Origin of the sequence: Streptomyces sp. NPDC088785, assembly GCF_044750685.1 — a bacterium.
GTDB lineage: Bacteria > Actinomycetota > Actinomycetes > Streptomycetales > Streptomycetaceae > Streptomyces.
This window is the reverse complement of sequence record NZ_JBIVKH010000001.1, coordinates 284,347-304,016: the sequence shown is the minus strand read 5'-3', so window position 1 is coordinate 304,016 and position 19,670 is coordinate 284,347. Positions and strand designations below refer to the sequence as shown.

At 72.7% G+C, this 19,670-nt stretch carries 19 protein-coding genes; 15 read left to right on the top strand and 4 right to left on the bottom strand.

What is annotated here, in order from left to right:
* The first annotated feature begins 74 nt into the window (after positions 1-74).
* From ACIP5K_RS01385 to ACIP5K_RS01365, 5 genes are all read left to right on the top strand, one after another.
* Complete coding sequence (locus ACIP5K_RS01385; RefSeq protein WP_401403811.1) at positions 75-1,706, top strand: ABC transporter substrate-binding protein; 1,632 nt, start codon at positions 75-77, stop codon at positions 1,704-1,706.
* 78 nt (positions 1,707-1,784) lie between these two features.
* Complete coding sequence (locus ACIP5K_RS01380; RefSeq protein WP_401403810.1) at positions 1,785-2,708, top strand: ABC transporter permease; 924 nt, start codon at positions 1,785-1,787, stop codon at positions 2,706-2,708.
* Positions 2,701-3,693 carry an ABC transporter permease gene (locus tag ACIP5K_RS01375; RefSeq protein ID WP_401403808.1) on the top strand — a complete coding sequence of 331 codons (993 nt, stop codon included), beginning with the start codon at positions 2,701-2,703 and terminating at the stop codon, positions 3,691-3,693. Before ACIP5K_RS01380 ends, ACIP5K_RS01375 begins: the two co-directional genes overlap by 8 nt.
* Positions 3,694-3,698: 5 nt before the next feature.
* Positions 3,699-4,682, top strand: a complete 984-nt coding sequence (locus tag ACIP5K_RS01370; RefSeq protein WP_401403806.1) for an ABC transporter ATP-binding protein — start codon at positions 3,699-3,701, stop codon at positions 4,680-4,682.
* A complete protein-coding gene (locus tag ACIP5K_RS01365) occupies positions 4,669-5,808 on the top strand; it encodes an ABC transporter ATP-binding protein (RefSeq protein WP_401403804.1) in 1,140 nt (379 codons plus the stop codon). Before ACIP5K_RS01370 ends, ACIP5K_RS01365 begins: the two co-directional genes overlap by 14 nt.
* 166 nt (positions 5,809-5,974) lie before the next feature.
* Here ACIP5K_RS01365 and ACIP5K_RS01360 read toward each other — a convergent pair whose 3' ends face one another.
* Positions 5,975-8,119: a prolyl oligopeptidase family serine peptidase gene (locus tag ACIP5K_RS01360; protein WP_401403803.1), complete on the bottom strand. Its 2,145-nt coding sequence runs from the start codon at positions 8,117-8,119 to the stop codon at positions 5,975-5,977.
* 165 nt (positions 8,120-8,284) lie between these two features.
* On the opposite strand from ACIP5K_RS01360, the gene ACIP5K_RS01355 reads away from it, so the two are divergent.
* From ACIP5K_RS01355 to ACIP5K_RS01325, 7 genes are all read left to right on the top strand, one after another.
* Positions 8,285-8,479, top strand: coding sequence for a hypothetical protein (locus ACIP5K_RS01355; RefSeq protein ID WP_401403801.1), 195 nt, complete (start codon positions 8,285-8,287; stop codon positions 8,477-8,479).
* 46 nt (positions 8,480-8,525) lie between these two features.
* Positions 8,526-9,431 carry an N-acetyl-1-D-myo-inositol-2-amino-2-deoxy-alpha-D-glucopyranoside deacetylase gene (gene mshB, locus ACIP5K_RS01350; protein WP_401403799.1) on the top strand — a complete coding sequence of 302 codons (906 nt, stop codon included), beginning with the start codon at positions 8,526-8,528 and terminating at the stop codon, positions 9,429-9,431.
* The gene (locus ACIP5K_RS01345) at positions 9,428-9,862 is read left to right on the top strand and encodes a DUF6113 family protein (protein WP_401403797.1); all 435 of its coding nucleotides are present in this window, start codon (positions 9,428-9,430) and stop codon (positions 9,860-9,862) included. The genes mshB and ACIP5K_RS01345 overlap by 4 nt, the downstream gene beginning before the upstream one ends.
* A 175-nt stretch (positions 9,863-10,037) precedes the next feature.
* Entirely contained in the window at positions 10,038-12,113 is a 2,076-nt protein-coding gene (locus ACIP5K_RS01340; protein ID WP_401403795.1) for a hypothetical protein, read from the top strand.
* A 104-nt stretch (positions 12,114-12,217) separates the two neighbouring features.
* On the top strand, positions 12,218-13,135 hold the full coding sequence (locus ACIP5K_RS01335) for an ABC transporter ATP-binding protein (protein WP_401403794.1): 918 nt from the start codon (positions 12,218-12,220) through the stop codon (positions 13,133-13,135).
* A complete protein-coding gene (locus ACIP5K_RS01330; protein ID WP_401403792.1) occupies positions 13,132-13,872 on the top strand; it encodes an ABC transporter permease in 741 nt (246 codons plus the stop codon). The genes ACIP5K_RS01335 and ACIP5K_RS01330 overlap by 4 nt, the downstream gene beginning before the upstream one ends.
* Entirely contained in the window at positions 13,869-15,065 is a 1,197-nt protein-coding gene (locus ACIP5K_RS01325; RefSeq protein WP_401403790.1) for a sensor histidine kinase, read from the top strand. The genes ACIP5K_RS01330 and ACIP5K_RS01325 overlap by 4 nt, the downstream gene beginning before the upstream one ends.
* Before the next feature lie 69 nt (positions 15,066-15,134).
* On the opposite strand, the gene ACIP5K_RS01320 is transcribed toward ACIP5K_RS01325, so the two are convergent.
* The gene (locus ACIP5K_RS01320; protein WP_401403788.1) at positions 15,135-15,278 is read right to left on the bottom strand and encodes a hypothetical protein; all 144 of its coding nucleotides are present in this window, start codon (positions 15,276-15,278) and stop codon (positions 15,135-15,137) included.
* A gap of 136 nt (positions 15,279-15,414) precedes the next feature.
* Between ACIP5K_RS01320 and ACIP5K_RS01315 the strand changes: the two genes are divergently transcribed.
* Positions 15,415-16,056 carry a response regulator gene (locus tag ACIP5K_RS01315; protein WP_401403786.1) on the top strand — a complete coding sequence of 214 codons (642 nt, stop codon included), beginning with the start codon at positions 15,415-15,417 and terminating at the stop codon, positions 16,054-16,056.
* Between the two features lie 22 nt (positions 16,057-16,078).
* Here the strand turns inward: ACIP5K_RS01315 and ACIP5K_RS01310 are convergent, their stop codons facing one another.
* Together ACIP5K_RS01310 and ACIP5K_RS01305 are read right to left on the bottom strand one after the other, a co-directional pair.
* Positions 16,079-16,921 carry a tetratricopeptide repeat protein gene (locus ACIP5K_RS01310; protein WP_401403784.1) on the bottom strand — a complete coding sequence of 281 codons (843 nt, stop codon included), beginning with the start codon at positions 16,919-16,921 and terminating at the stop codon, positions 16,079-16,081.
* Positions 16,922-16,938: 17 nt separating this feature from the next.
* Positions 16,939-17,988: a GNAT family N-acetyltransferase gene (locus ACIP5K_RS01305; protein ID WP_401403782.1), complete on the bottom strand. Its 1,050-nt coding sequence runs from the start codon at positions 17,986-17,988 to the stop codon at positions 16,939-16,941.
* A 141-nt stretch (positions 17,989-18,129) separates the two neighbouring features.
* On the opposite strand from ACIP5K_RS01305, the gene fdxA reads away from it, so the two are divergent.
* Both fdxA and ACIP5K_RS01295 read left to right on the top strand, forming a co-directional pair.
* Entirely contained in the window at positions 18,130-18,450 is a 321-nt protein-coding gene (fdxA, locus tag ACIP5K_RS01300) for a ferredoxin (protein ID WP_111666449.1), read from the top strand.
* 106 nt (positions 18,451-18,556) lie between these two features.
* Complete coding sequence (locus ACIP5K_RS01295; RefSeq protein WP_401403780.1) at positions 18,557-19,660, top strand: bifunctional succinyldiaminopimelate transaminase/glutamate-prephenate aminotransferase; 1,104 nt, start codon at positions 18,557-18,559, stop codon at positions 19,658-19,660.
* Positions 19,661-19,670: the final 10 nt, after the last annotated feature.

Genomic DNA, 19,670 nt, shown 5'->3' with positions numbered 1-19,670 from the left:
GGGAGTGCGACATGTGCCGTATGCCCTGATATTTGGGCGTACGTGTCACGTGATCGGTACAGAGGAGGCACTTCATGCGTGGAGCCACGCACGCCAAGTGGGCGGCCGGTGCGGTCGCCGTCGCCCTCGCGGCGACGGCCTGCGGCGGGGGCGGCGACAGCGGCGGCGGCGGTGACGGCTCCGGGGTCGTGCGCTCCTCCTGGGGCGACCCGCAGAACCCGCTGGAGCCCGCCAACACCAACGAGGTGCAGGGCGGCAAGGTCCTGGACATGATCTTCCGGGGCCTCAAGCGGTACGACCCGAAGACCGGCGAGGCCAAGGACATGCTCGCCGAGAAGATCGACACGTCCGACTCGCAGAACTTCACGATCACCGTGAAGAAGGGCTGGACGTTCTCCAACGGCGAGAAGGTCACCGCCAAGTCCTTCGTCGACGCCTGGAACTACGGCGCGAGCCTGAAGAACAACCAGAAGAACGCCTACTTCTTCGGCCAGATCGACGGCTACGACAAGGTGCACCCGGACTCCGGCTCGCAGAGCGCGGACACCCTCTCCGGTCTCAAGGTCACCGGCGACGACACCTTCACGGTGAAGCTGAACCAGAAGTTCTCCACCTGGCCCGACACCCTCGGCTACGCGGCCTTCGCGCCGCTGCCCAAGGCGTTCTTCGACGACCACGACGCGTACGTCCAAAAGCCCATCGGCAACGGCCCGTACACGGTGAAGTCGTACCAGAAGGGCTCGCAGATGTCCCTGCGCAAGTGGGACAAGTACCCGGGCGACGACAAGGCCCGCAACTCCGGCGTGGACCTCAAGGTCTACACCGACAACAACACGGCCTACACCGACCTGACGGCCGGGAACCTCGACCTCGTCGACGACGTGCCCGCGGCGCAGCTCACGAACGTGAAGAGCGACCTCGACGGCCGGTACATCAACACCCCCGCCGGCATCATCCAGACGCTCGCCTTCCCGTTCTACGACTCCGACTGGAACAAGGCGGACAGCGACAAGGTCCGCAAGGGCCTGTCGATGGCGATCAACCGCAAGCAGATCACCGAGTCGATCTTCGAGAAGACCCGCACCCCCGCCACCGACTGGACCTCGCCGGTCCTCGGCGACAAGGGCGGCTACAAGAAGGGCCTGTGCGGCCAGTTCTGCGACTACGACCCGGCCGAGGCCAAGAAGCTGGTCAAGGAGGGCGGCGGCATCCCCGGCGGCCAGGTGAAGATCGGCTACAACGCCGACACCGGCAGCCACAAGGAGTGGGTCGACGCCGTCTGCAACTCGATCAACAACGCCCTCGGCAACGACAAGGCGTGCGTCGGCAGCCCCACCGGCACCTTCGCCGACTTCCGCAACAAGATCACCGACAAGAAGATGACGGGCCCGTTCCGCGCCGGCTGGCAGATGGACTACCCGCTCATCCAGAACTTCCTCCAGCCGCTGTACTACACCAACGCCTCGTCCAACGACGGCCACTGGTCCAACAAGCAGTTCGACTCCCTGGTCGACAAGGCCAACGCCGAGTCCGACCAGACCGAGGCGGTCAAGACCTTCCAGCAGGCCCAGGAGGTCGTCCGGGACAACATGGCCGCCATCCCGCTCTGGTACCAGAACGGCAGCGCCGGCTACTCGGACAAGGTCTCCGACGTCGCGCTGAACCCGTTCAGCGTCCCCGTCTACAACGAGATCAAGGTCAACTGACGCCAGGGGAGCGGCGGCCCGCCGGCCCCCGGCCGGCCGCCGCTCCCGCCCCCTCGCGGAAACGGAACCGGAGTCCTCATGGGACGTTATGTGATCCGGCGCCTGCTGCAGATGATCCCGGTCTTCATCGGCGCGACGCTGCTGATCTTCCTCATGGTCAACGTGATGGGCGACCCCATCGCCGGGCTGTGCGGCGACAAGGCCTGCGACCCCGCCACCAAGGCGCAGCTGTCGAAGGAGTTCGGCCTCGACAAGCCGGTGTGGCAGCAATACCTGACGTACATGGGGAACGTCTTCACCGGCGACTTCGGCACGGCGTTCAACGGCCAGAAGGTCACCGACCTGATGTCGACCGCCTTCCCCGTGACCATCCGCCTGACGATCGTGGCGATCCTCTTCGAGATCGTCGTCGGCATCACCCTCGGCGTCGTCACCGGCCTGCGCCGCGGCCGCCCGATCGACACCACCGTGCTGCTGCTCACCCTCGTCGTCATCTCCATCCCGACGTTCGTCACCGGCCTGCTGCTGCAACTGCTGCTCGGCGTCAAGTGGGGCTGGATCGAACCGGCGGTGTCCACGGAGGCGACCTTCGGCGAGCTGATCGTGCCCGGCCTGGTCCTCGCCTCGGTCTCGCTCGCGTACGTGACCCGGCTGACCCGCACCTCCATCGCCGAGAACAAGCGCGCCGACTACGTCCGGACCGCCATCGCCAAGGGGCTGCCCCGGCGCCGCGTCATCACCCGGCACCTGCTGCGCAACTCGCTGATCCCGGTCGTCACCTTCATCGGCGCCGACGTCGGCGCCCTGATGGGCGGCGCCATCGTCACCGAGCGCATCTTCAACATCCACGGCGTCGGCTACCAGCTCTACCAGGGCATCCTGCGCCAGAACACCCAGACCGTGGTCGGCTTCGTGACGATCCTCGTGCTGGTCTTCCTCGCGGTGAACCTGATCGTCGACCTCCTGTACGCCGTACTCGACCCGAGGATCCGCTATGCCTGAACCGCACGCACCCGACGGGCGCACACCCGACGACGGTGCCATCGCCGCGACCGGCATGGGCGGGGCGATGGACCTCGCCGCGAGCGAGGGCGCGGCCCTGGACAACCGGCCGGGCGGGCCCGCCGGCGGCCCGTCCGACAAGCCCCGCAGCCTGTGGTCCGACGCCTGGCGGGACCTGCGCCGCAACCCGGTCTTCCTCATCGCGGGCCTGGTCATCCTCTTCCTGGTGGTCATCTCGATCTGGCCGCAGCTGATCGCCTCCGGCAACCCGCTCTCCTGCGACCTGTCCAAGCGGCAGCAGGGCTCCGAGCCGGGCCACCCCTTCGGCTTCGACGGCCAGGGCTGCGACGTCTACACCCGCACCGTGTACGGCGCCCGCAACTCGATCACCGTCGGCGTCTGCGCCACGGTCGGCGTCGCGCTCCTCGGCTCGGTCCTCGGCGGCCTCGCCGGCTTCTTCGGCGGGTTCTGGGACTCGGTGCTGTCCCGCATCACCGACATCTTCTTCGCGATCCCCGTGGTCCTCGGCGGCCTGGTGCTCCTGTCGGTCGTCAGCAGCAACACCGTCTGGCCGGTCATCGGCTTCATGGTGCTGCTCGGCTGGCCGCAGATCTCCCGCATCGCGCGCGGCTCGGTCATCACCGCCAAGCAGAACGACTACGTCCAGGCGGCCCGCGCGCTCGGCGCGTCCAACTCGCGGATGCTGCTGCGGCACATCACCCCGAACGCCGTCGCCCCCGTCATCGTCGTCGCGACCATCGCCCTGGGCACGTACATCGCCCTGGAGGCGACCCTGTCGTACCTCGGCGTCGGCCTGAAGCCGCCGGCCGTCAGCTGGGGCATCGACATCTCCTCGGCGTCCGCGAACATCCGCAACGCCCCGCACGCGCTGCTGTGGCCGTCCGGCGCCCTCGCGATCACGGTCCTCGCGTTCATCATGCTCGGCGACGCGGTGCGCGACGCCCTCGACCCGAAGCTGAGGTAGCGCCCATGCCGTTGCTCGAAGTACGCGATCTGCACGTCGAGTTCCGCACCCGGGACGGTGTCGCCAGGGCCGTGAACGGCGTCAACTACACCGTCGACGCGGGCGAGACGCTCGCGGTGCTCGGCGAGTCGGGCTCCGGCAAGTCCGTCACGGCGCAGGCCGTCATGGGCATCCTCGACGTCCCGCCCGGCCGGATCTCCGGCGGCGAGATCCTCTTCAAGGACCGCGACCTGCTCAAGCTGAAGGAGGAGGAGCGCAGGAAGGTCCGCGGCGCCGAGATGGCGATGATCTTCCAGGACGCGCTCAGTTCCCTCAACCCCGTCCTCTCGGTCGGCGAGCAGATCGGCGAACTGTTCACCGTCCACCGCGGGATGTCCCGCAAGGACGCGAAGACCAAGGCCGTCGAGCTGATGGACCGGGTCCGCATCCCCGCCGCCAAGGAACGCGTCGGCCAGTACCCGCACCAGTTCTCCGGCGGCATGCGCCAGCGCATCATGATCGCGATGGCGCTCGCCCTCGAACCGGCCCTGATCATCGCCGACGAGCCCACGACGGCCCTGGACGTCACCGTCCAGGCCCAGGTCATGGACCTGCTCGCCGAGCTCCAGCGCGAGCTCCACATGGGGCTCATCCTCATCACCCACGACCTCGGCGTGGTCGCCGACGTCGCCGACAAGATCGCCGTGATGTACGCGGGGCGCATCGTCGAACAGGCCCCCGTCCACGAGATCTACCGGGCGCCCGCCCACCCGTACACCAAGGGCCTGCTGGAGTCGATCCCGCGCCTGGACCAGAAGGGCCAGGAGCTCTACGCCATCAAGGGCCTGCCGCCCAACCTCATGGACATCCCGCCCGGCTGCGCCTTCAACCCGCGCTGCCCGATGGCGCAGGACGTGTGCCGCACCGACGTCCCCCCGCTCGCCGTGGTCTCCGCGACCCGGCGCAGCGCCTGCCACTTCTGGAAGGAGACGCTCGATGCCGCACGGTGAGCACGTCAGCAAGCAGGACCTCAAGCGCGAGGGCGAGATCGCCCGGCACCTGCTGCACCAGTCGCAGGCCGAGTCCTCCTTCGCGAAGAACGGCTCGGAGTCCGGGCGCGAACCGCTCCTGGAGGTGCGCGGGCTCGTCAAGCACTACCCGCTCACCCAGGGCATCGTCTTCCGCAAGCAGGTCGGCGCCGTCAAGGCCGTCGACGGCGTCGACTTCGACCTCGGCCAGGGCGAGACCCTCGGCATCGTCGGCGAGTCCGGCTGCGGCAAGTCCACGGTCGCCAAGATGCTGGTGAACCTGGAGAAGCCGACCGCGGGCGTCATCAAGTACAAGGGCGAGGACATCACCAAGCTGTCCGGCCGCGCGCTGAAGGCCGTGCGCCGCAACATCCAGATGGTGTTCCAGGACCCGTACACCTCGCTCAACCCGCGCATGACGGTCGGCGACATCATCGGGGAGCCGTACGAGATCCACCCCGAGGTGGCCCCCAAGGGCGACCGGCGCCGCAAGGTCCAGGACCTGCTGGACGTGGTCGGGCTCAACCCCGAGTACATCCACCGCTACCCGCACCAGTTCTCCGGCGGCCAGCGCCAGCGCATCGGCATCGCCCGCGGCCTCGCGCTGCGGCCCGAGATCATCGTGGCCGACGAGCCGGTCTCCGCGCTCGACGTGTCCGTGCAGGCCCAGGTGGTCAACCTGCTCGACCGGTTGCAGAACGAGTTCGACCTGTCCTACGTCTTCATCGCCCACGACCTGTCGATCGTCCGGCACATCTCCGACCGGGTCGGCGTCATGTACCTGGGCCGCGTCGTGGAGATCGGCTCGGACTCGCAGATCTACGACCACCCCACGCACCCCTACACCCAGGCGCTGCTGTCCGCGGTGCCCGTCCCCGACCCGCGGGCGCGCGAGCACCGCGAGCGCATCCTGCTCTCGGGCGACGTCCCCTCCCCGGCCAACCCGCCCTCGGGCTGCCGCTTCCGCACCCGCTGCTGGAAGGCCCAGCAGCGCTGCGCGGAGGAGGAGCCGGTGCTCGCGGTGCCGGCGGTGTTCAGCACGGTGGAGACCCCGGCCCGTCACCCGTCGGCCTGCCACTTCGCCGAGGAGAAGCAGGTCGTGCCGTAGGGAAGCGGGGCCCGCCGGGCCTTTACACACAGGCAACCCGGCGGACCCGGTCCCGATATACGGACGGGCGAGGGTGTTCCACGTACGGCCGTGCGGGTGCCGTGGACCGGGGCCGGAGCGCGCCATGTCGCTCCGGCCCCGGTCGCCGTCCAGGGCCGGACACGCCCTAGACGGCTCCCAGCGAGCGCTTCAGGAAGTCGACCTGGAGCAGCAGCAGGTTCTCGGCGACCTGCTCCTGCGGCGTCATGTGCGTGACGCCCGACAGCGGCAGCACCTCGTGCGGCCGCCCGGCGGCCAGCAGCGCGGAGCTGAGCCGCAGCGCGTGCGCCACCACCACGTTGTCGTCGGCGAGCCCGTGCACGATCAGCAGCGGCCGGTGCGGCCCGGCCGCCTCGGCCAGCCCGTCGTCCGTCACCAGCGAACTCCTCGCGTACGTGGCCGGGCTCGTCGCCGGATCGCCCAGGTAGCGCTCCGTGTAGTGCGTGTCGTACAGCCGCCAGTCCGTCACCGGCGCCCCCGCGATCCCCGCGTGGAAGACGTCGGGGCGGCGCAGCACGGCCAGCGCCGACAGATAGCCGCCGTAGCTCCAGCCGCGCATCGCCACCCTGGACAGGTCGAGCGGGAACCGGCCGGCCAGCGCGTGCAGCGCCGTCACCTGGTCGTCCAGCGTCACCGTGAAGTCGCCGCGGACCGCCTTCTCCCGGCCGGGCGAGATGCCCGGGGTGCCCCGGCCGTCCGCGACGATCACCGCGAAGCCCTGGTCGGCGAACCACTGCGAGGTCAGGTACGGGTTGTGCGCGGCCAGCACGCGCTGCCCGTGCGGGCCGCCGTAGGGGTCCATCAGGACCGGCAGCGGCCCGTCCCCCTCGGCGTACGAGGAGGGGAGCAGGACGGCGCACGGCACGCCGTCCGCCTCCGTCAGCGTCACCCGGGGGGTGAGCACCGGCGGCTGCGCGAAGGAGGCGATGTCGGCGACGTGCCGGCCCTCGCGCAGCACGCGCACCCGGGCGCCGGGGGAGCCGAGGGTCGCCGAGACCAGGACGGTGACGGCGCCCGAGCGGACCGCCGAGTGGACGCCGGGCTCGCCGGTCAGCCGCTCCACACCCAGCTCGTTGACCCGGTAGACGTGCACCTCGCCGGTCTCCGGCGCCTGCGCGGCCGCGCCCGCCGACGCCGAGACCAGCACATCGCCGGCGCCGACGTCCAGCACCGCGCGCACGTGCAACTGGGGCCCGGTGAGCGGGCGTTCGCCCACAGCCAGGACGCGCGCGCCGCCCTCGTCGGCGATCCGCACCAGCTGCCCGCTCGGCGACCAGCACGGCACGCCCGGCAGCAGCTCCAGCCACTGGTCGTCCTCGTCGGCGTGCACCATCCGGGTCGTCCCGGTCACCACGTCCACGGCCAGGTAGAGCGCGCTCAGCTGGTCGCGGGCCTGCACCAGGAGCAGCGGGGCGCCGTCCGCCGACCAGTGGACGCGGGCCAGGTACGGGTAGGCGGCCCGGTTCCAGGTGATCTCGGTGCGGGTGCCGTCGAGCGCGTAGGAGAACAGCCGCACCTCGGCGTTGGGGGTGCCGGCCGACGGGTACGCGACGCGGGCCGGCTCCCGGTCGGGGTGCGCCGGGTCGGCGATCCACCACCGGTGCACGTCGGCGTCGTCGGCGCGGGCCACCAGCAGCCGGTCCGAGTCGGGGGACCACCAGTGGCCGCGGTAGCGGGACATCTCCTCGGCCGCGACGAACTCCGCGAGCCCGTAGGTGACCGTGTCCGACTCCGGGGTCGCGAGGGCCCGGTCGTCGTCGCCCTGCGCCCCGACGATCCGCAGGGCGCCCTTCGCGACGTACGCGATGTGCCGGCCGTCGGGGGAGGGCCGGGGGTCGATCACCGGCCCGGGGACGGCGAGTTCGCGCGCCCCGCCGGACGTCAGCCCGGCGACGAAGAGCCGCCCGGACAGGGCGAACGCCGCCGTCCGCACCGCCGCGTCCGTCGCGTACCCGACGATGCCCGCGCCGCCCTCGCGGCTGCGCTCGCGCCGGGCCCGCTCCGCGGCGGAGAGCTTCTCCGACGCCCCGCCGAGCAGCGCGGCGGGCTCCGCCGCCGGCCGCTCCCGGCCGCTCGCCAGGTCCAGCACCCACAGCGCGTTCGCCCGGTCGGTACCGGAGGGGGAGCGCAGAAAGACGACGCGCTCCCCGTCGGGCGCGACCGTGAACGCGCGGGGCGCGCCCAGCGTGAAGCGCTGCGTACGCGCGTGCTGACGAGGGAAGGAAGGAGGAGTGGACGACTCGGCGGTGAGCGTCTCGGTCTCGGAGGTCATCCCCGAAGCGTAGGGCGCGAGTGGACCATGCGCCCCCCTGTGCTCCCGGTGCCCCCTGGCGGCGACTCATGCGTAACGACGGATAGTTATGATTCGTAGCGTTCCGTGGGTAGGGAACTTGTCGGAAGACCCCCGGCGACCGGATCACTTTGGAGGAGGACCGCTGTGGCACTCTCGATCTCGGCCGTGGTGCTGTTCGCGATCATCGTCTTCATCCTGGTCAAGAAGTCTGGCCTGAAGGCCGGGCACGCGATCGTCTGTGTGCTCCTCGGCTTCTACCTGGCCAGTTCGTCCATCGCTCCCACGATCAAGGAGCTGACGACGAACGTGGCCGACATGGTCGGGGGCATCAAGTTCTAGGCGCGCGTCTTCCGGGCGCGCGGCGCGGGCGTTCTACGCTGGGGGCATGACCGAACTGCCCGCCCGGCGTCTGCTGCTCGTGCACGCGCACCCCGACGACGAGTCGATCAACAACGGCGCCACGATGGCCGCGTATGCCGCCGACGGGGTGCACGTCACCCTGGTGACCTGCACTCTCGGTGAAGAGGGCGAGGTCATTCCGGACGAACTGGCCCATCTCGCCCCGGATCGGGAGAATCTGCTCGGACCGCACCGAATCGGTGAGTTGGCCGCCGCCATGAAGGAACTCGGCGTCACCGACCACCGCTTCCTCGGCGGCCCGGGCCGCTTCCGCGACTCCGGCATGATGGGCGCCGAGCAGAACGCGCGGCCGGGCTCCTTCTGGTCCGCCGACCTCGACGAGGCCGCCGCCCACCTGGTCGCCGTCGTCCGCGAGATCCGCCCGCAGGTCCTCGTCACGTACGACCCCGACGGCGGCTACGGCCACCCGGACCACATCCAGGCGCACCGCGTCGCACAGCGCGCCGCCGACCTCGCCGCCGAGCCCGCCTTCCGCCGCGACCTCGGGGAGCCGCACACCATCGCCAAGATCTACTGGAACCGGGTGCCGCGCACCGTCGTCGAGAAGCGGTTCCGTGACCTCGACCCCGCGCCGTTCGACGCCGTCGCGGCCGTCGACGACGTGCCGGGCGTCGTCGACGACGCCCGCGTCACCGCCGAGATCGACGGCCGCCCCCACCGGGACCGCAAGGCCGCCGCGATGCGCGCCCACGCCACCCAGGTCGAGGTCGCGGCCGGGGACGCCGTCTTCGCGCTCTCCAACGGGCTGGCGCAGCCGCTGTTCGACGTCGAGTACTACGAGTTGGTGCGGGGCGAGCCCGGATCGGCCCACGAGACGGACCTGTTCGAGGGCGTCGCCGGCCCGCGGACCACCGAGGGAGCACACGCATGACGAACAAGGACACGGCCCCGGCCCGCACCCCGGGCGGCAGCGCCCTCGCCCAGCCGCTCGACCTCCGCGCCGCCCGGATCGCCGCGCTCGTGGGCCTCGGCGTCCTCGGGGCGCTGGTCGGCGCCGCGGGCGCCCTGGTCCAAGGCGGCTGGTTCCCGGGCGGGTTGCTGCTCGCGCTGCTCGGCGCGGCCGGCGCCTTCCACGGCGGAGCCCGGCTCACCGGCGGCCGGGCCGGCGCCGTGGCCCCCGCGGCCGGCTGGCTCGTCGCCGTCATGCTGCTCACCACGAGCCGGCCCGAGGGCGACTTCCTCTTCGGCGCGGGACTCGGCTCCTACCTCTTCCTCCTCGGGGGCATGGCCGTGGCTGTGATCTGCGCCACCATCGGACTGCCGGGGCAACCACCCGCGTCCGACGCCCGACTTGGGAAGTGACGTGACGCTTTGGCGGACGTCCGACACACATCCGACGGGCACCGACACCGGCCCCACAGGGTATTCACCATCCGTCACACGGTGACTTCCCGCGACGGCCAGTATGGTGGTGCGCGCCGCCGAACAGCCCGCGCGAGGTCGAGACGGGCGGCGGAGCCAACCGGGAGAACCTGCCTTGAGTCGTGAAACTGACAGTTCGTCCTCCGGGCCCCAGGGGCGCGGCGCAGCCGCCTACCCGTCCGGGACGCCTCCGTACGGCACGTCCGCGCAGGGCGCGGCGTCCGGGGACGCGGGGCCGACACCGCCGGGCGATCAGGACGGCCCCAAGACCGAGACGACGCTGACCACCCGGATCCGGATCAACATCCCGGGCTCCCGGCCGATCCCGCCGGTCGTGATGCGTACGCCGATGAGCGACGTGGACGGCGGGGGCGCCGGTGGTGCCGAGGGCGGCGCCGATGCCGAGCCGGGCCGCGGTCCCGCCGCCCCGCAGGCGCCGGCCGCCGACACCCGCCCCGCCGGATCCCCGGCCGACGCCCCGCAGCCGGGCGCGTCCGACGGTTCGGGCGAGCAGCGCGAGGAGAAGACCAGCGACTGGTTCGCGCCCCGCAAGGGCGCCGCGGCCCCGCAGCGCCCCGGCGGCGCGGGCGCCCCGGCCCCCGGCGCGGGCGGCGCCCCGCAGCGCGGTACGTCCGCCGGCACCACCGGTGGCTTCGACGTGTCCGGTGCCGTCGCCGCCGGTCCGCTCGGCGGCGGCGCCCCGCAGGGCGCCCCGGGCGCTCCCGGGGGCCAGGGCGGTCCCGCGGGCCGGCCCGCCCCGGGCGGCCAGGACCGCGCCGACCTGCCGTACTTCGCGGCGAGCGGGAGCGGTGACCGGGGCCCGGACGCGGGCGCGTCCCCGGGCCCGGACACCCCCCCGAACCGGGGCGGGACCGTCCCGGGCGGACCGCGCACGGGCCCCGCGGGCCCCACCGGCGGCCCCGTCACCGGCGACGGACCGAGGCTGACGCCGCCGGGCGTCCCGAGCCCGCAGTCCGGCCCGGGCGCCGGTGCGCCGTCCCCGCCCCGGATGAGCGACGACACCGCGATCCTGACGCCGCAGATCCCCGCCCCCGAGCCCCCCGGCGCCGACGGCAACGTCTCCGGCGACACGCTCACCAGCGGCATCCCGGTCGTCCCGCAGCCCGGCCAGGGCGGCCCCGGCTCCCCGTTCCCGCCCCGGGGCCCGGGCGCCGGACCGGTGACGCACACCCCGCCGAAGCTGCCCGACCCGGTGCAGAGCGCCCCGGCCCCCGCCAAGAAGAAGAAGGGCCGCAGCAAGCTGGTCCTGCTCGGCGCGGGCGTCGTCGGCGTGGCCGGGGTCGCCTACGGCGCGGGCCTGCTGATGAACCACTCCGACGTCCCCAAGGGCACCACCGTCCTCGGCGTCGACATCGGCGGCGGCACCCGCGACGAGGCCGCCACCAAGCTGGAGAGCACCCTCGGCAAGCGCACCGGCGACCCCCTGAAGCTGGAGGTCGACGGCAGGACGGTCGAGCTGAGGCCGGACCAGTCGGGCCTCTCGCTGGACAGCGCGGCGACCGTCTCGGCCGCCGCGGGCAGCGACTACAACCCGGTCTCGGTGATCGGCTCGCTCTTCGGCAACCGGCGGGTCGTCCAGCCGGTCATGCCCGTCGACGAGGAGAAGCTGCACGCGGCCCTCCAGAACGCGGCGGGCGGCGCCGCCGCCTCCGGCGACGGCACCATCCGGTTCGTCCCCGGCAAGGCCGTCGCGGTCTACGGCAAGGCGGGCAAGGGCATCGACGTCGACCGGTCGGCCGAGGCGGTCGCCGAGGCGTACCGGGCGCACGTCGAGACCGGCAAGGACGCGCCGGTGCGGGTGGCGACGTCGGCCCAGCAGCCGACGGTCCCGAACGCCGAGGTCGACCGGAAGATGAAGCAGTTCGCCGAACCGGCGATGTCCGCCAACGTGACGATCACGGCCGGCGGCAAGCAGATCCAGTTCGGCCCCGCGATCTCGCTGCCCAAGGTGCTCGGCATGAAGGCGGTCGACGGCAAGCTCGTCGAGACGTACGACCTGCCCGAGCTGAAGAAGCTCTACGGCAACACCTTCGACGGCGTCCTCATCACCCGCGGCACCGGCAAGAAGACGCCGGTCCAGCCGACCGACGTCGCCCAGGCCATGGGCAAGGCGCTGCTGGGCGGGACCCAGGCCGAGCGGACCGTGGACATCCCGACGAACGCGGGCTGACCGGCCCCGCCGCACGACCCGCGCGTCCCGCATGACATCTGTCATGCGGGACGCGCGACACGTGGCACTGCCGCGGCGGGCCGTGGAACCGCGACGATGGCGTCATGAACACAGACGCAGCGGTCACCTTCACCGGGGTGACGAAGACGTACGGCACGGTGAAGGCCGTCGACGGGCTCAGCCTCGCGCTGCACCCCGGCGAGACCGTCGCCCTGCTCGGCCCGAACGGCGCCGGCAAGTCCACCGCCCTCGACCTGCTCCTCGGCCTGCGTCCCGCCGACTCCGGCGACGTCCGGGTCTTCGGCCTCAGCCCGCGCGAAGCGATCGTGCGCGGCCGGGTCGGCGCCATGCTCCAGAGCGGCGGCCTGATGGACGAGGTGACCGTGCGCGAGCTGGTGCGGCTCGCCGTGGCCCTGCACCCCAAGCCGCACACCACCGACGCCGTGCTGAGCCGGGCGGGCATCACCCAGATCGCCGACCGCCGGGTCAACAAGCTCTCCGGCGGCCAGGAGCAGCGCGTCCGCTTCGCCCTCGCCACCGCCGGGGACAGCGATCTGATCGTCCTCGACGAACCCACCACCGGCATGGACGTGACGGCCCGCCAGGCGTTCTGGGCGACCATGCGCGAACAGGCCGACCAGGGCCGCACCGTCCTCTTCGCCACGCACTACCTGGAGGAGGCCGACGCGATCGCCGACCGCGTCCTGGTGCTGCACCGCGGCCGGCTCCTCGCCGACGGCAGCGCCGCCGAGATCAAGGCGAAGGCGGGCGCCCGGAAGATCTCCTTCGACCTGGAGGGCCCCATCGAGGGCGAGACCGATGCGGCCCTGCGCGCCCTGCCGTTCCTGACCTCCGTCGACGTGTCCGGCCAGACCGTCCGCATCCAGTCCACCGACGCCGACGCCACCGTGCACGCGCTGTACGGGCTCGGTGTCTACCCCCGCAACCTCGAAGTCGCCGGGCTCGGCCTGGAGCAGGCCTTCGTCGCCATCACCAACGCCGAGGAGGCGAAGGCGTCATGAACAGCCTGATCAAGCTGGAACTCGTCCGCGCGCTGCGCAACAAGAAGTTCCTGTTCTTCTCCGTGGTCTACCCCTCGGTGCTCTTCCTGCTGATCGCCGGCTCCGCCGACAGCGGCGACATCGTCGACGGCACGGGCCTGAACGTGCCGTCGTTCATGATGGTCTCGATGGCCTCCTTCGGCGCCCTCACCGCGGTCCTCATGGGCAACAGCGAGCGCATCGCCAAGGAGCGGGAGAACGGCTGGGTGCGCCAGCTGCGGCTCACCACCCTGCCCGGCCGCGGCTACGTCCTCGCCAAGACGGCCAGCGCCGCGGTGGTCTCGCTGCCCTCCATCGTGATCGTCTTCGTGGTGGCCGCGGTCTTCAAGGACGTACGGTTCGACGCCTGGCAGTGGCTCGCGCTGACCGGCGCGATCTGGGCGGGCAGCCTCTGCTTCGCCGCGCTCGGCGTCGCCATCGGCTACCTCGCGTCCGGTGACGCCGTCCGCCCGATCACCATGATCGTCTACTTCGGCCTGTCCATCCTGGGCGGCCTGTGGATGCCCACCACGACGTTCCCGCAGTGGCTCCAGGACATCGCCAAGTGGCTGCCCACGCACGCCTACGCGGCCCTCGGCCAGGCCATCGAGCTGGGCGGCGCCCCGCACGCCAAGGACGTCGCGCTGCTCGTCGTCTACTTCCTGCTCTTCGCGGGCGGCGCCGCCTACCTGTACCGGAAGGACACGTTGAAGGCGTGAGCGTCGAAGGCGTCAGCATCGAGCAGGAGCCCACGGACCGGGGCCCGCGAGTCGGGCAGCCGCCGGAGACCCGCCGGGAGTTCCTGGTGAAGGTCCTGTGGATCGCCATGTGGCTGGCCTTCCTCGGCAGCCCGGTCGCCGACCTCGCCGGGGGCCACCACGGCGCGCTCGCCGTCACCCTCGGCAGCCTCGGCCTGACGGTGTTCGTCGTCGCGTACATGGGACTCGTGCTGCGCCAGACCGGCCGCCCGCCCGGCCGGACCGCCGTCCGTGCCGCCCTGACCGTGATGCCCGTCCTCGCCCTCGCCCTCACCCTCACGCTGGGACCCGAGTGGCTGGTCCTGTTCGTCTACGTGTCCGTGGCGTTCGGCGCGGTCCTGCCGCTGCGCCGGTCCCGGCCCGCCATCGTCGCGACGACGGCCGCCCTGGTCGGCACCGGCCTGCTGCTCGACACCGAACCGCAGTACTGGCTCGTCGTCCCGGCCCTGCTCGGCGGCTTCTCCATGATCGGCGTGCGGGAACTGGTGCGCACCGGCCGGGAGCTGCGGGAGGCACGGGCCCAGGTCGCGCAGCTCGCAGCCAACGAGGAGCGGCTGCGGCTCGCCCGCGACCTGCACGACCTCCTCGGGCACTCGCTGTCCCTGATCACGCTCAAGAGCGAGCTGGCGGGCCGGATGCTCCCCGACCACCCCGACCGGGCCGCCGGCCAGGTCGCCGACATCGAGAAGGTCAGCCGCCAGGCCATGGCCGACGTCCGGGAGGCCGTCACCGGCTACCGGCGGCCCCGGCTCTCCGCCGAACTCGCCGGCGCCCGGGTCGCCCTGACGGCGGCGGGCATCGAGGCGACGGTGCCCACCCTGGCCCCCGGGCTGCCCGAGGCCCGGGAGGCGGCGCTCGCCTGGTCGCTGCGCGAGGCCGTCACCAATGTCGTCCGGCACAGCGGCGCCCGCCGCTGCGCGGTCGGTGTCACCCGCCGCGAGACCCTGGACGGGCCGGTGGTGGAACTGACCGTGGAGGACGACGGCACGGGCCCCGCGGGCGCGCAGGCCGGCAACGGCCTGACCGGCCTCGCCGAACGGCTCGCCGCCGTCGGCGGCTCCCTGGACGCCGGCGCGGCGGACCGGACCGGGTTCCGCCTGGTGGCCCGGGTCCCGGCGGGCTCCGCGGAACCCGCCGCCCGACCGGGCGGATGAGCGACGGCTCACCCCCGGGCCGCGGCTGCCGCTCGGCCGGGACCGCCGCGGGCTTCCCGCGCGGGGCCGTCACCGCGCTGTCAGCCACGCCGCGAACCCGGTGCCCGTGGCCGTGGCCACAGCGGTCACCAGCCAGCCGGGGACGCGCTGGATCGTCACGTGCAGTCCGCCGCAGCGGAGTTCGAGAGCCGGATGGTCGGGGCGGTGAGTCACGTTCCCTCCTCTGGAGATGCCGGGCAGGAAGCTACTCCGGGCATCTGCCGCATGGATCGCCGCGAAGGGGCACGCGGGGGCGCACGGGCGGGACTCCTGCCGCTCTGACCAGCAACTCCGCCCGTACTCTTGCCATATGGACGAGCTGCCGCAGGACCGTCGCCCGGCAAGAGCCGTACGAGTTCTCCTCGCCGAGGACCAGTCGATGGTCCGCGAGGCCCTCGCGGCGCTGCTCGGCCTGGAACCGGACATCGACGTCGTCGCCCAGGTGGCGCGCGGCGACGAGGTGCTGGCGGCGGCGCGCGCGCACGCCGTGGACGTGGCGCTGCTCGACATCGAGATGCCCGGCTGCACCGGCATCGAGGCCGCCGCCCTGCTCACGCGCGAGCAGCCCGGGGTGAAGGTGGTCGTCCTGACGACGTTCGGCCGCCCCGGCTATCTGCGCAGCGCCATGGAGGCCGGCGCGCACGCCTTCCTGGTCAAGGACGCCCCCGCCGCCCAGCTCGCGCAGGCCGTCCGCAAGGTCCTCGCCGGGGAACGCGTCATCGACCCCACGCTGGCCGCGGCGGCCCTGGCCGAGGGCGCCAACCCGCTGACGGACCGCGAGCGCGAGGTGCTCCGCGCCGCATCCGACGGCCGCACCAACGCCGAACTGGCCACGGCCCTGCACCTCTCGCAGGGGACCGTCCGCAACTACCTGTCGGTGGCGATCCAGAAACTGGCGGTCCGCAACCGGGCGGAGGCGGTCCGGGTGGCGCGGGAGAAGGGCTGGCTGTAGCGGGCGTCCCCCGGCGCGCGGCTCAGTTCAACATCGCCCGGGCGGCCCGGGCCTGGCCCAGCACCAGCTCGGCGGCCCCGGCGTCGACGGCCCCGACCACCTCCGCGTAGGCCTCCAGCTCGGCGGCCCCGACCACGTAGTCCCCGCGCCGCACCAGCAGCCGGGCCCGCTCGTAGCGCAGCCGCGCCGGATGCGCCGGCAGCAGCAGCGACAGCTCCACGGCCCACAGCGCCACGTCGGAGCGCTCCGGTCGCGCCGCGGCCCACGCCCGCACGTTGTTCAGGATCCGCAGTACGACCTCCAGCGGATCGGCGGGCCGCAGCATCGAGGCGTCCAGCGGCGCCCCCGTCGCCCCGGCCACCAGCACCTCGGCGTCGGGCCCGGTCAGCACCCGGCCGCCGTCGAACGGATCGGCCAGCACCTGGTCCTCCGCAGGCCCGAAGCCGACGACGAAGTGCCCCGGCAGCGCGACCCCGTACACCGGCGCGCCGGCCCGCCGGGCCACCTCCAGCCACACCACCGACAGCAGGATCGGCAGCCCGCGCCGCCGCCGCACCACCTCGTGCAGCAGCGACGACTCCAGCCGCTGGTAGTCGCTCGGCACGCCATGGAACCCGAGCCGCGCGCCCAGCAGTTCGGCCAGCGCCGTCGCCCAGGCCCGCGGGCCGCCCGGCCGGAAGGGGAGCTGTCCGGCCAGCTCGTCCAGCTCGATCTCCACGGCGTCCAGGGCGGCGTCGTCGAGGGCGCCGTCGGCCTCGGCGGCGATCAGCAGGCACAGCCGCGCGAGGTCGGGCCGCTCGGCCCGCGCCTCCTCGGCGAACCGGCGCCGCAGTTCGGTGGAACGGGGGGACGGATGCGGGGACATACGTGCCTCATGCCCTCTCAGGCCGGTCGACGAGCGGGCGGGGCGGCGACAGAATCGCCGATCCCGTCCTGGTGCTCCGGTGCACGGTAGTAGTGGTACGTGTGGTGCGTGACGAAACCCATGCGGTCGTAGAGCGCGCGCGCCCCCGCGTTGTCCGCCTCCACCTGGAGCCAGGCCGCCGACGCGCCCTCGTCGAGGGCGCGCCGGGCGAGCGCCGTCATGATCCGCGTCGCGAGCCCGCCGCGCCGCCGCGCCGGGTCGACCTCGACGGCGCCGAACCCGGCCCACCGCCCGTCGACCACGCAGCGCCCGATCGCGGCCGGCACCCCGTCGTCGCCCGGCACGCTCGCGAACCACACCGAGGGACCGGAGCCCAGCACCTTCAGCGCGACCTCGCTCGGCCCCGTGCGCCGGTAGCGCCTGAGCCACGCCGTCCCCGGCCGCCGGGCGAGCACGACCTCGGCACCGGGGTCCGGCCGGTCCCCGAGGGGCGCGAGCGCGGCGATCCGCACCTCGGTCGGCGTCCCGTCCGTCCAGCCGCGCGCGGCCAGTTCGGCGCAGAGCACTTCCTGCGTGCCCGCCGCGCCGGTCGCCAGCTGCGCGTACGCGGGCAGCCCCCGGGCCGCGTACCACCGGCGGACCCGCTCCAGCGCGTCGTCGAGCGGCGCGCCCGGGTCGCCCGCGGGCAGCACGGAGTTGGCCCGTTTGGTGTAGCCGTCGGCGGCGCGCAGCCGCCACTCGCCCAGCTGTTCGGTCTCCAGCGGCTGCCAGGCCCGGCCGCCGACGCGCGCGAGCTCGGCGAAGGTCGCGGACGGCCCCCGGCGCCGGGCCGGCTCGGCGGGCACCACCTTTCCCGCGACCAGTGAGGACTCCTCGACCGTGACCCGTTCGCCGCCTCTTCGTGTGATGAGCAGCACACCGCTGTTCCACGATGTGAGAACGCCGACGGTGTCGGTGAATTTCCGACCCGCGGGCCCGTCTTCGCTCACCCGTCGTACAGACACGCGTTTTCCCACGTCATCGCCCGAGATGCGGACTTCGAGCCGTCCGCCAGCAGTGAATTCCACAGCTAGGCCCACCCCTCCTGTTCGGATCATGGCCGGGAACGGAGATACTAGGTGGCGGGCATCGACGACGCCGCGCTCCCGCGCGCCAGGCGGCGGAGCCTGTGGAGGCCCGCCAGCGCCCTATCGAGGAGGAACGACAGCGTGACCTACGTCATCGCGCAGCCTTGTGTCGACGTCAAGGACAAGGCGTGCATCGAGGAGTGCCCGGTCGACTGCATCTACGAGGGCTCCCGGTCCTTGTACATCCACCCGGACGAATGCGTCGACTGTGGTGCCTGTGAGCCGGTCTGCCCGGTCGAGGCGATCTTCTACGAGGACGACACTCCGGAGGAGTGGAAGGACTACTACAAGGCGAACGTCGAATTCTTCGACGAGCTCGGCTCGCCCGGTGGTGCCTCGAAGATGGGCCTGATCGAGAAGGACCACCCGTTCATCGCCGCTCTGCCGCCGCAGAACCAGTAGCCGCGCCAGCGGTACGCACAGGCGTTGCCCCGGTCCCGTACGGCGTCCACCGCGTACGGGACCGAGGCGTTCGTCCACCCGTTTCGTGAGAGAAGTGAGCTGACAGGTGTCCGCAGTCCCGGCCCCCATCGACCGCATTCCGACCTTCCCCTGGGACAAGCTGGAGCCGTACAAGAAGACGGCCGCGGCGCACCCGGACGGCATCGTCGACCTGTCCGTCGGCACGCCCGTCGACCCGGTGCCCGCGCTGATCCAGAAGGCCCTGATCGACGCCGCGGACTCGCCGGGCTACCCCACGGTCTGGGGCACCCCCGAGCTGCGCGACGCGCTGGTCTCCTGGTGCGGACGCCGGCTCGGCGCCCGCGGCCTCACGCACCACAACGTGCTGCCGGTCGTCGGCTCCAAGGAGCTGGTGGCCTGGCTCCCGACGCAGCTGGGCCTCGGCCCGGGCGACAAGGTCGCCTACCCGCGCCTGGCCTACCCGACGTACGAGGTGGGCGCCCGCCTCGCCCGCGCCGAGTACGTCGCCTACGACGACCCGACCGAGCTTGACCCGGCCGGCCTCAAGCTCCTGTGGCTCAACTCGCCGTCGAACCCGACGGGCCGGGTGCTCTCCCGCGACGAGCTGACCCGGATCGTGGCCTGGGCCCGCGAGCACGGCATCCTCGTCTTCTCCGACGAGTGCTACATCGAGCTGGGCTGGGAGGCCGACCCGGTCTCGATCCTGCACCCGGACGTCAACGGCGGCTCGTACGAGGGCCTGGTCACCGTCCACTCGCTCTCCAAGCGGTCGAACCTGGCCGGGTACCGGGCGGCGTTCCTGGCCGGTGACGCGGCGGTCCTCGACCCGCTGCTCCAGATCCGCAAGCACGGCGGGATGATGACCTCCGCCCCGACGCAGGCGGCCGTCGTCGCGGCGCTCGGCGACGAGGACCACGTCCAGGACCAGCGCGCCCGGTACGCGGCCCGCCGCGAACTGCTGCGCGAGGCCCTGCTCCAGCACGGCTTCCGCATCGAGCACAGCGAGGCCAGCCTCTACCTGTGGGCGACCCGCGAGGAGTCCTGCTGGGACACCGTCGCCCACCTCGCGGAGCTGGGCATCCTCGTCGCGCCGGGCGACTTCTACGGCGAGGCGGGGGCCACGTTCGTCCGCGTCGCCCTGACCGCGTCCGACGAGCGGATCCGGGCGGCCGTCGACCGCCTCTCCTGACACGGCCCGC

What these genes read in the sequence shown, in the direction of transcription:
- ACIP5K_RS01385 (WP_401403811.1), top strand. Translation starts at nt 75, where the DNA reads ATGCGTGGAGCCACGCACGCCAAGTGGGCGGCCGGTGCGGTCGCCGTC.
- ACIP5K_RS01380 (WP_401403810.1), top strand. Translation starts at nt 1,785, where the DNA reads ATGGGACGTTATGTGATCCGGCGCCTGCTGCAGATGATCCCGGTCTTC.
- ACIP5K_RS01375 (WP_401403808.1), top strand. Translation starts at nt 2,701, where the DNA reads ATGCCTGAACCGCACGCACCCGACGGGCGCACACCCGACGACGGTGCC.
- ACIP5K_RS01370 (WP_401403806.1), top strand. Translation starts at nt 3,699, where the DNA reads ATGCCGTTGCTCGAAGTACGCGATCTGCACGTCGAGTTCCGCACCCGG.
- ACIP5K_RS01365 (WP_401403804.1), top strand. Translation starts at nt 4,669, where the DNA reads ATGCCGCACGGTGAGCACGTCAGCAAGCAGGACCTCAAGCGCGAGGGC.
- ACIP5K_RS01360 (WP_401403803.1), bottom strand. Translation starts at nt 8,119, where the DNA reads ATGACCTCCGAGACCGAGACGCTCACCGCCGAGTCGTCCACTCCTCCT.
- mshB (WP_401403799.1), top strand. Translation starts at nt 8,526, where the DNA reads ATGACCGAACTGCCCGCCCGGCGTCTGCTGCTCGTGCACGCGCACCCC.
- ACIP5K_RS01345 (WP_401403797.1), top strand. Translation starts at nt 9,428, where the DNA reads ATGACGAACAAGGACACGGCCCCGGCCCGCACCCCGGGCGGCAGCGCC.
- ACIP5K_RS01335 (WP_401403794.1), top strand. Translation starts at nt 12,218, where the DNA reads ATGAACACAGACGCAGCGGTCACCTTCACCGGGGTGACGAAGACGTAC.
- ACIP5K_RS01330 (WP_401403792.1), top strand. Translation starts at nt 13,132, where the DNA reads ATGAACAGCCTGATCAAGCTGGAACTCGTCCGCGCGCTGCGCAACAAG.
- ACIP5K_RS01315 (WP_401403786.1), top strand. Translation starts at nt 15,415, where the DNA reads ATGGACGAGCTGCCGCAGGACCGTCGCCCGGCAAGAGCCGTACGAGTT.
- ACIP5K_RS01310 (WP_401403784.1), bottom strand. Translation starts at nt 16,921, where the DNA reads ATGTCCCCGCATCCGTCCCCCCGTTCCACCGAACTGCGGCGCCGGTTC.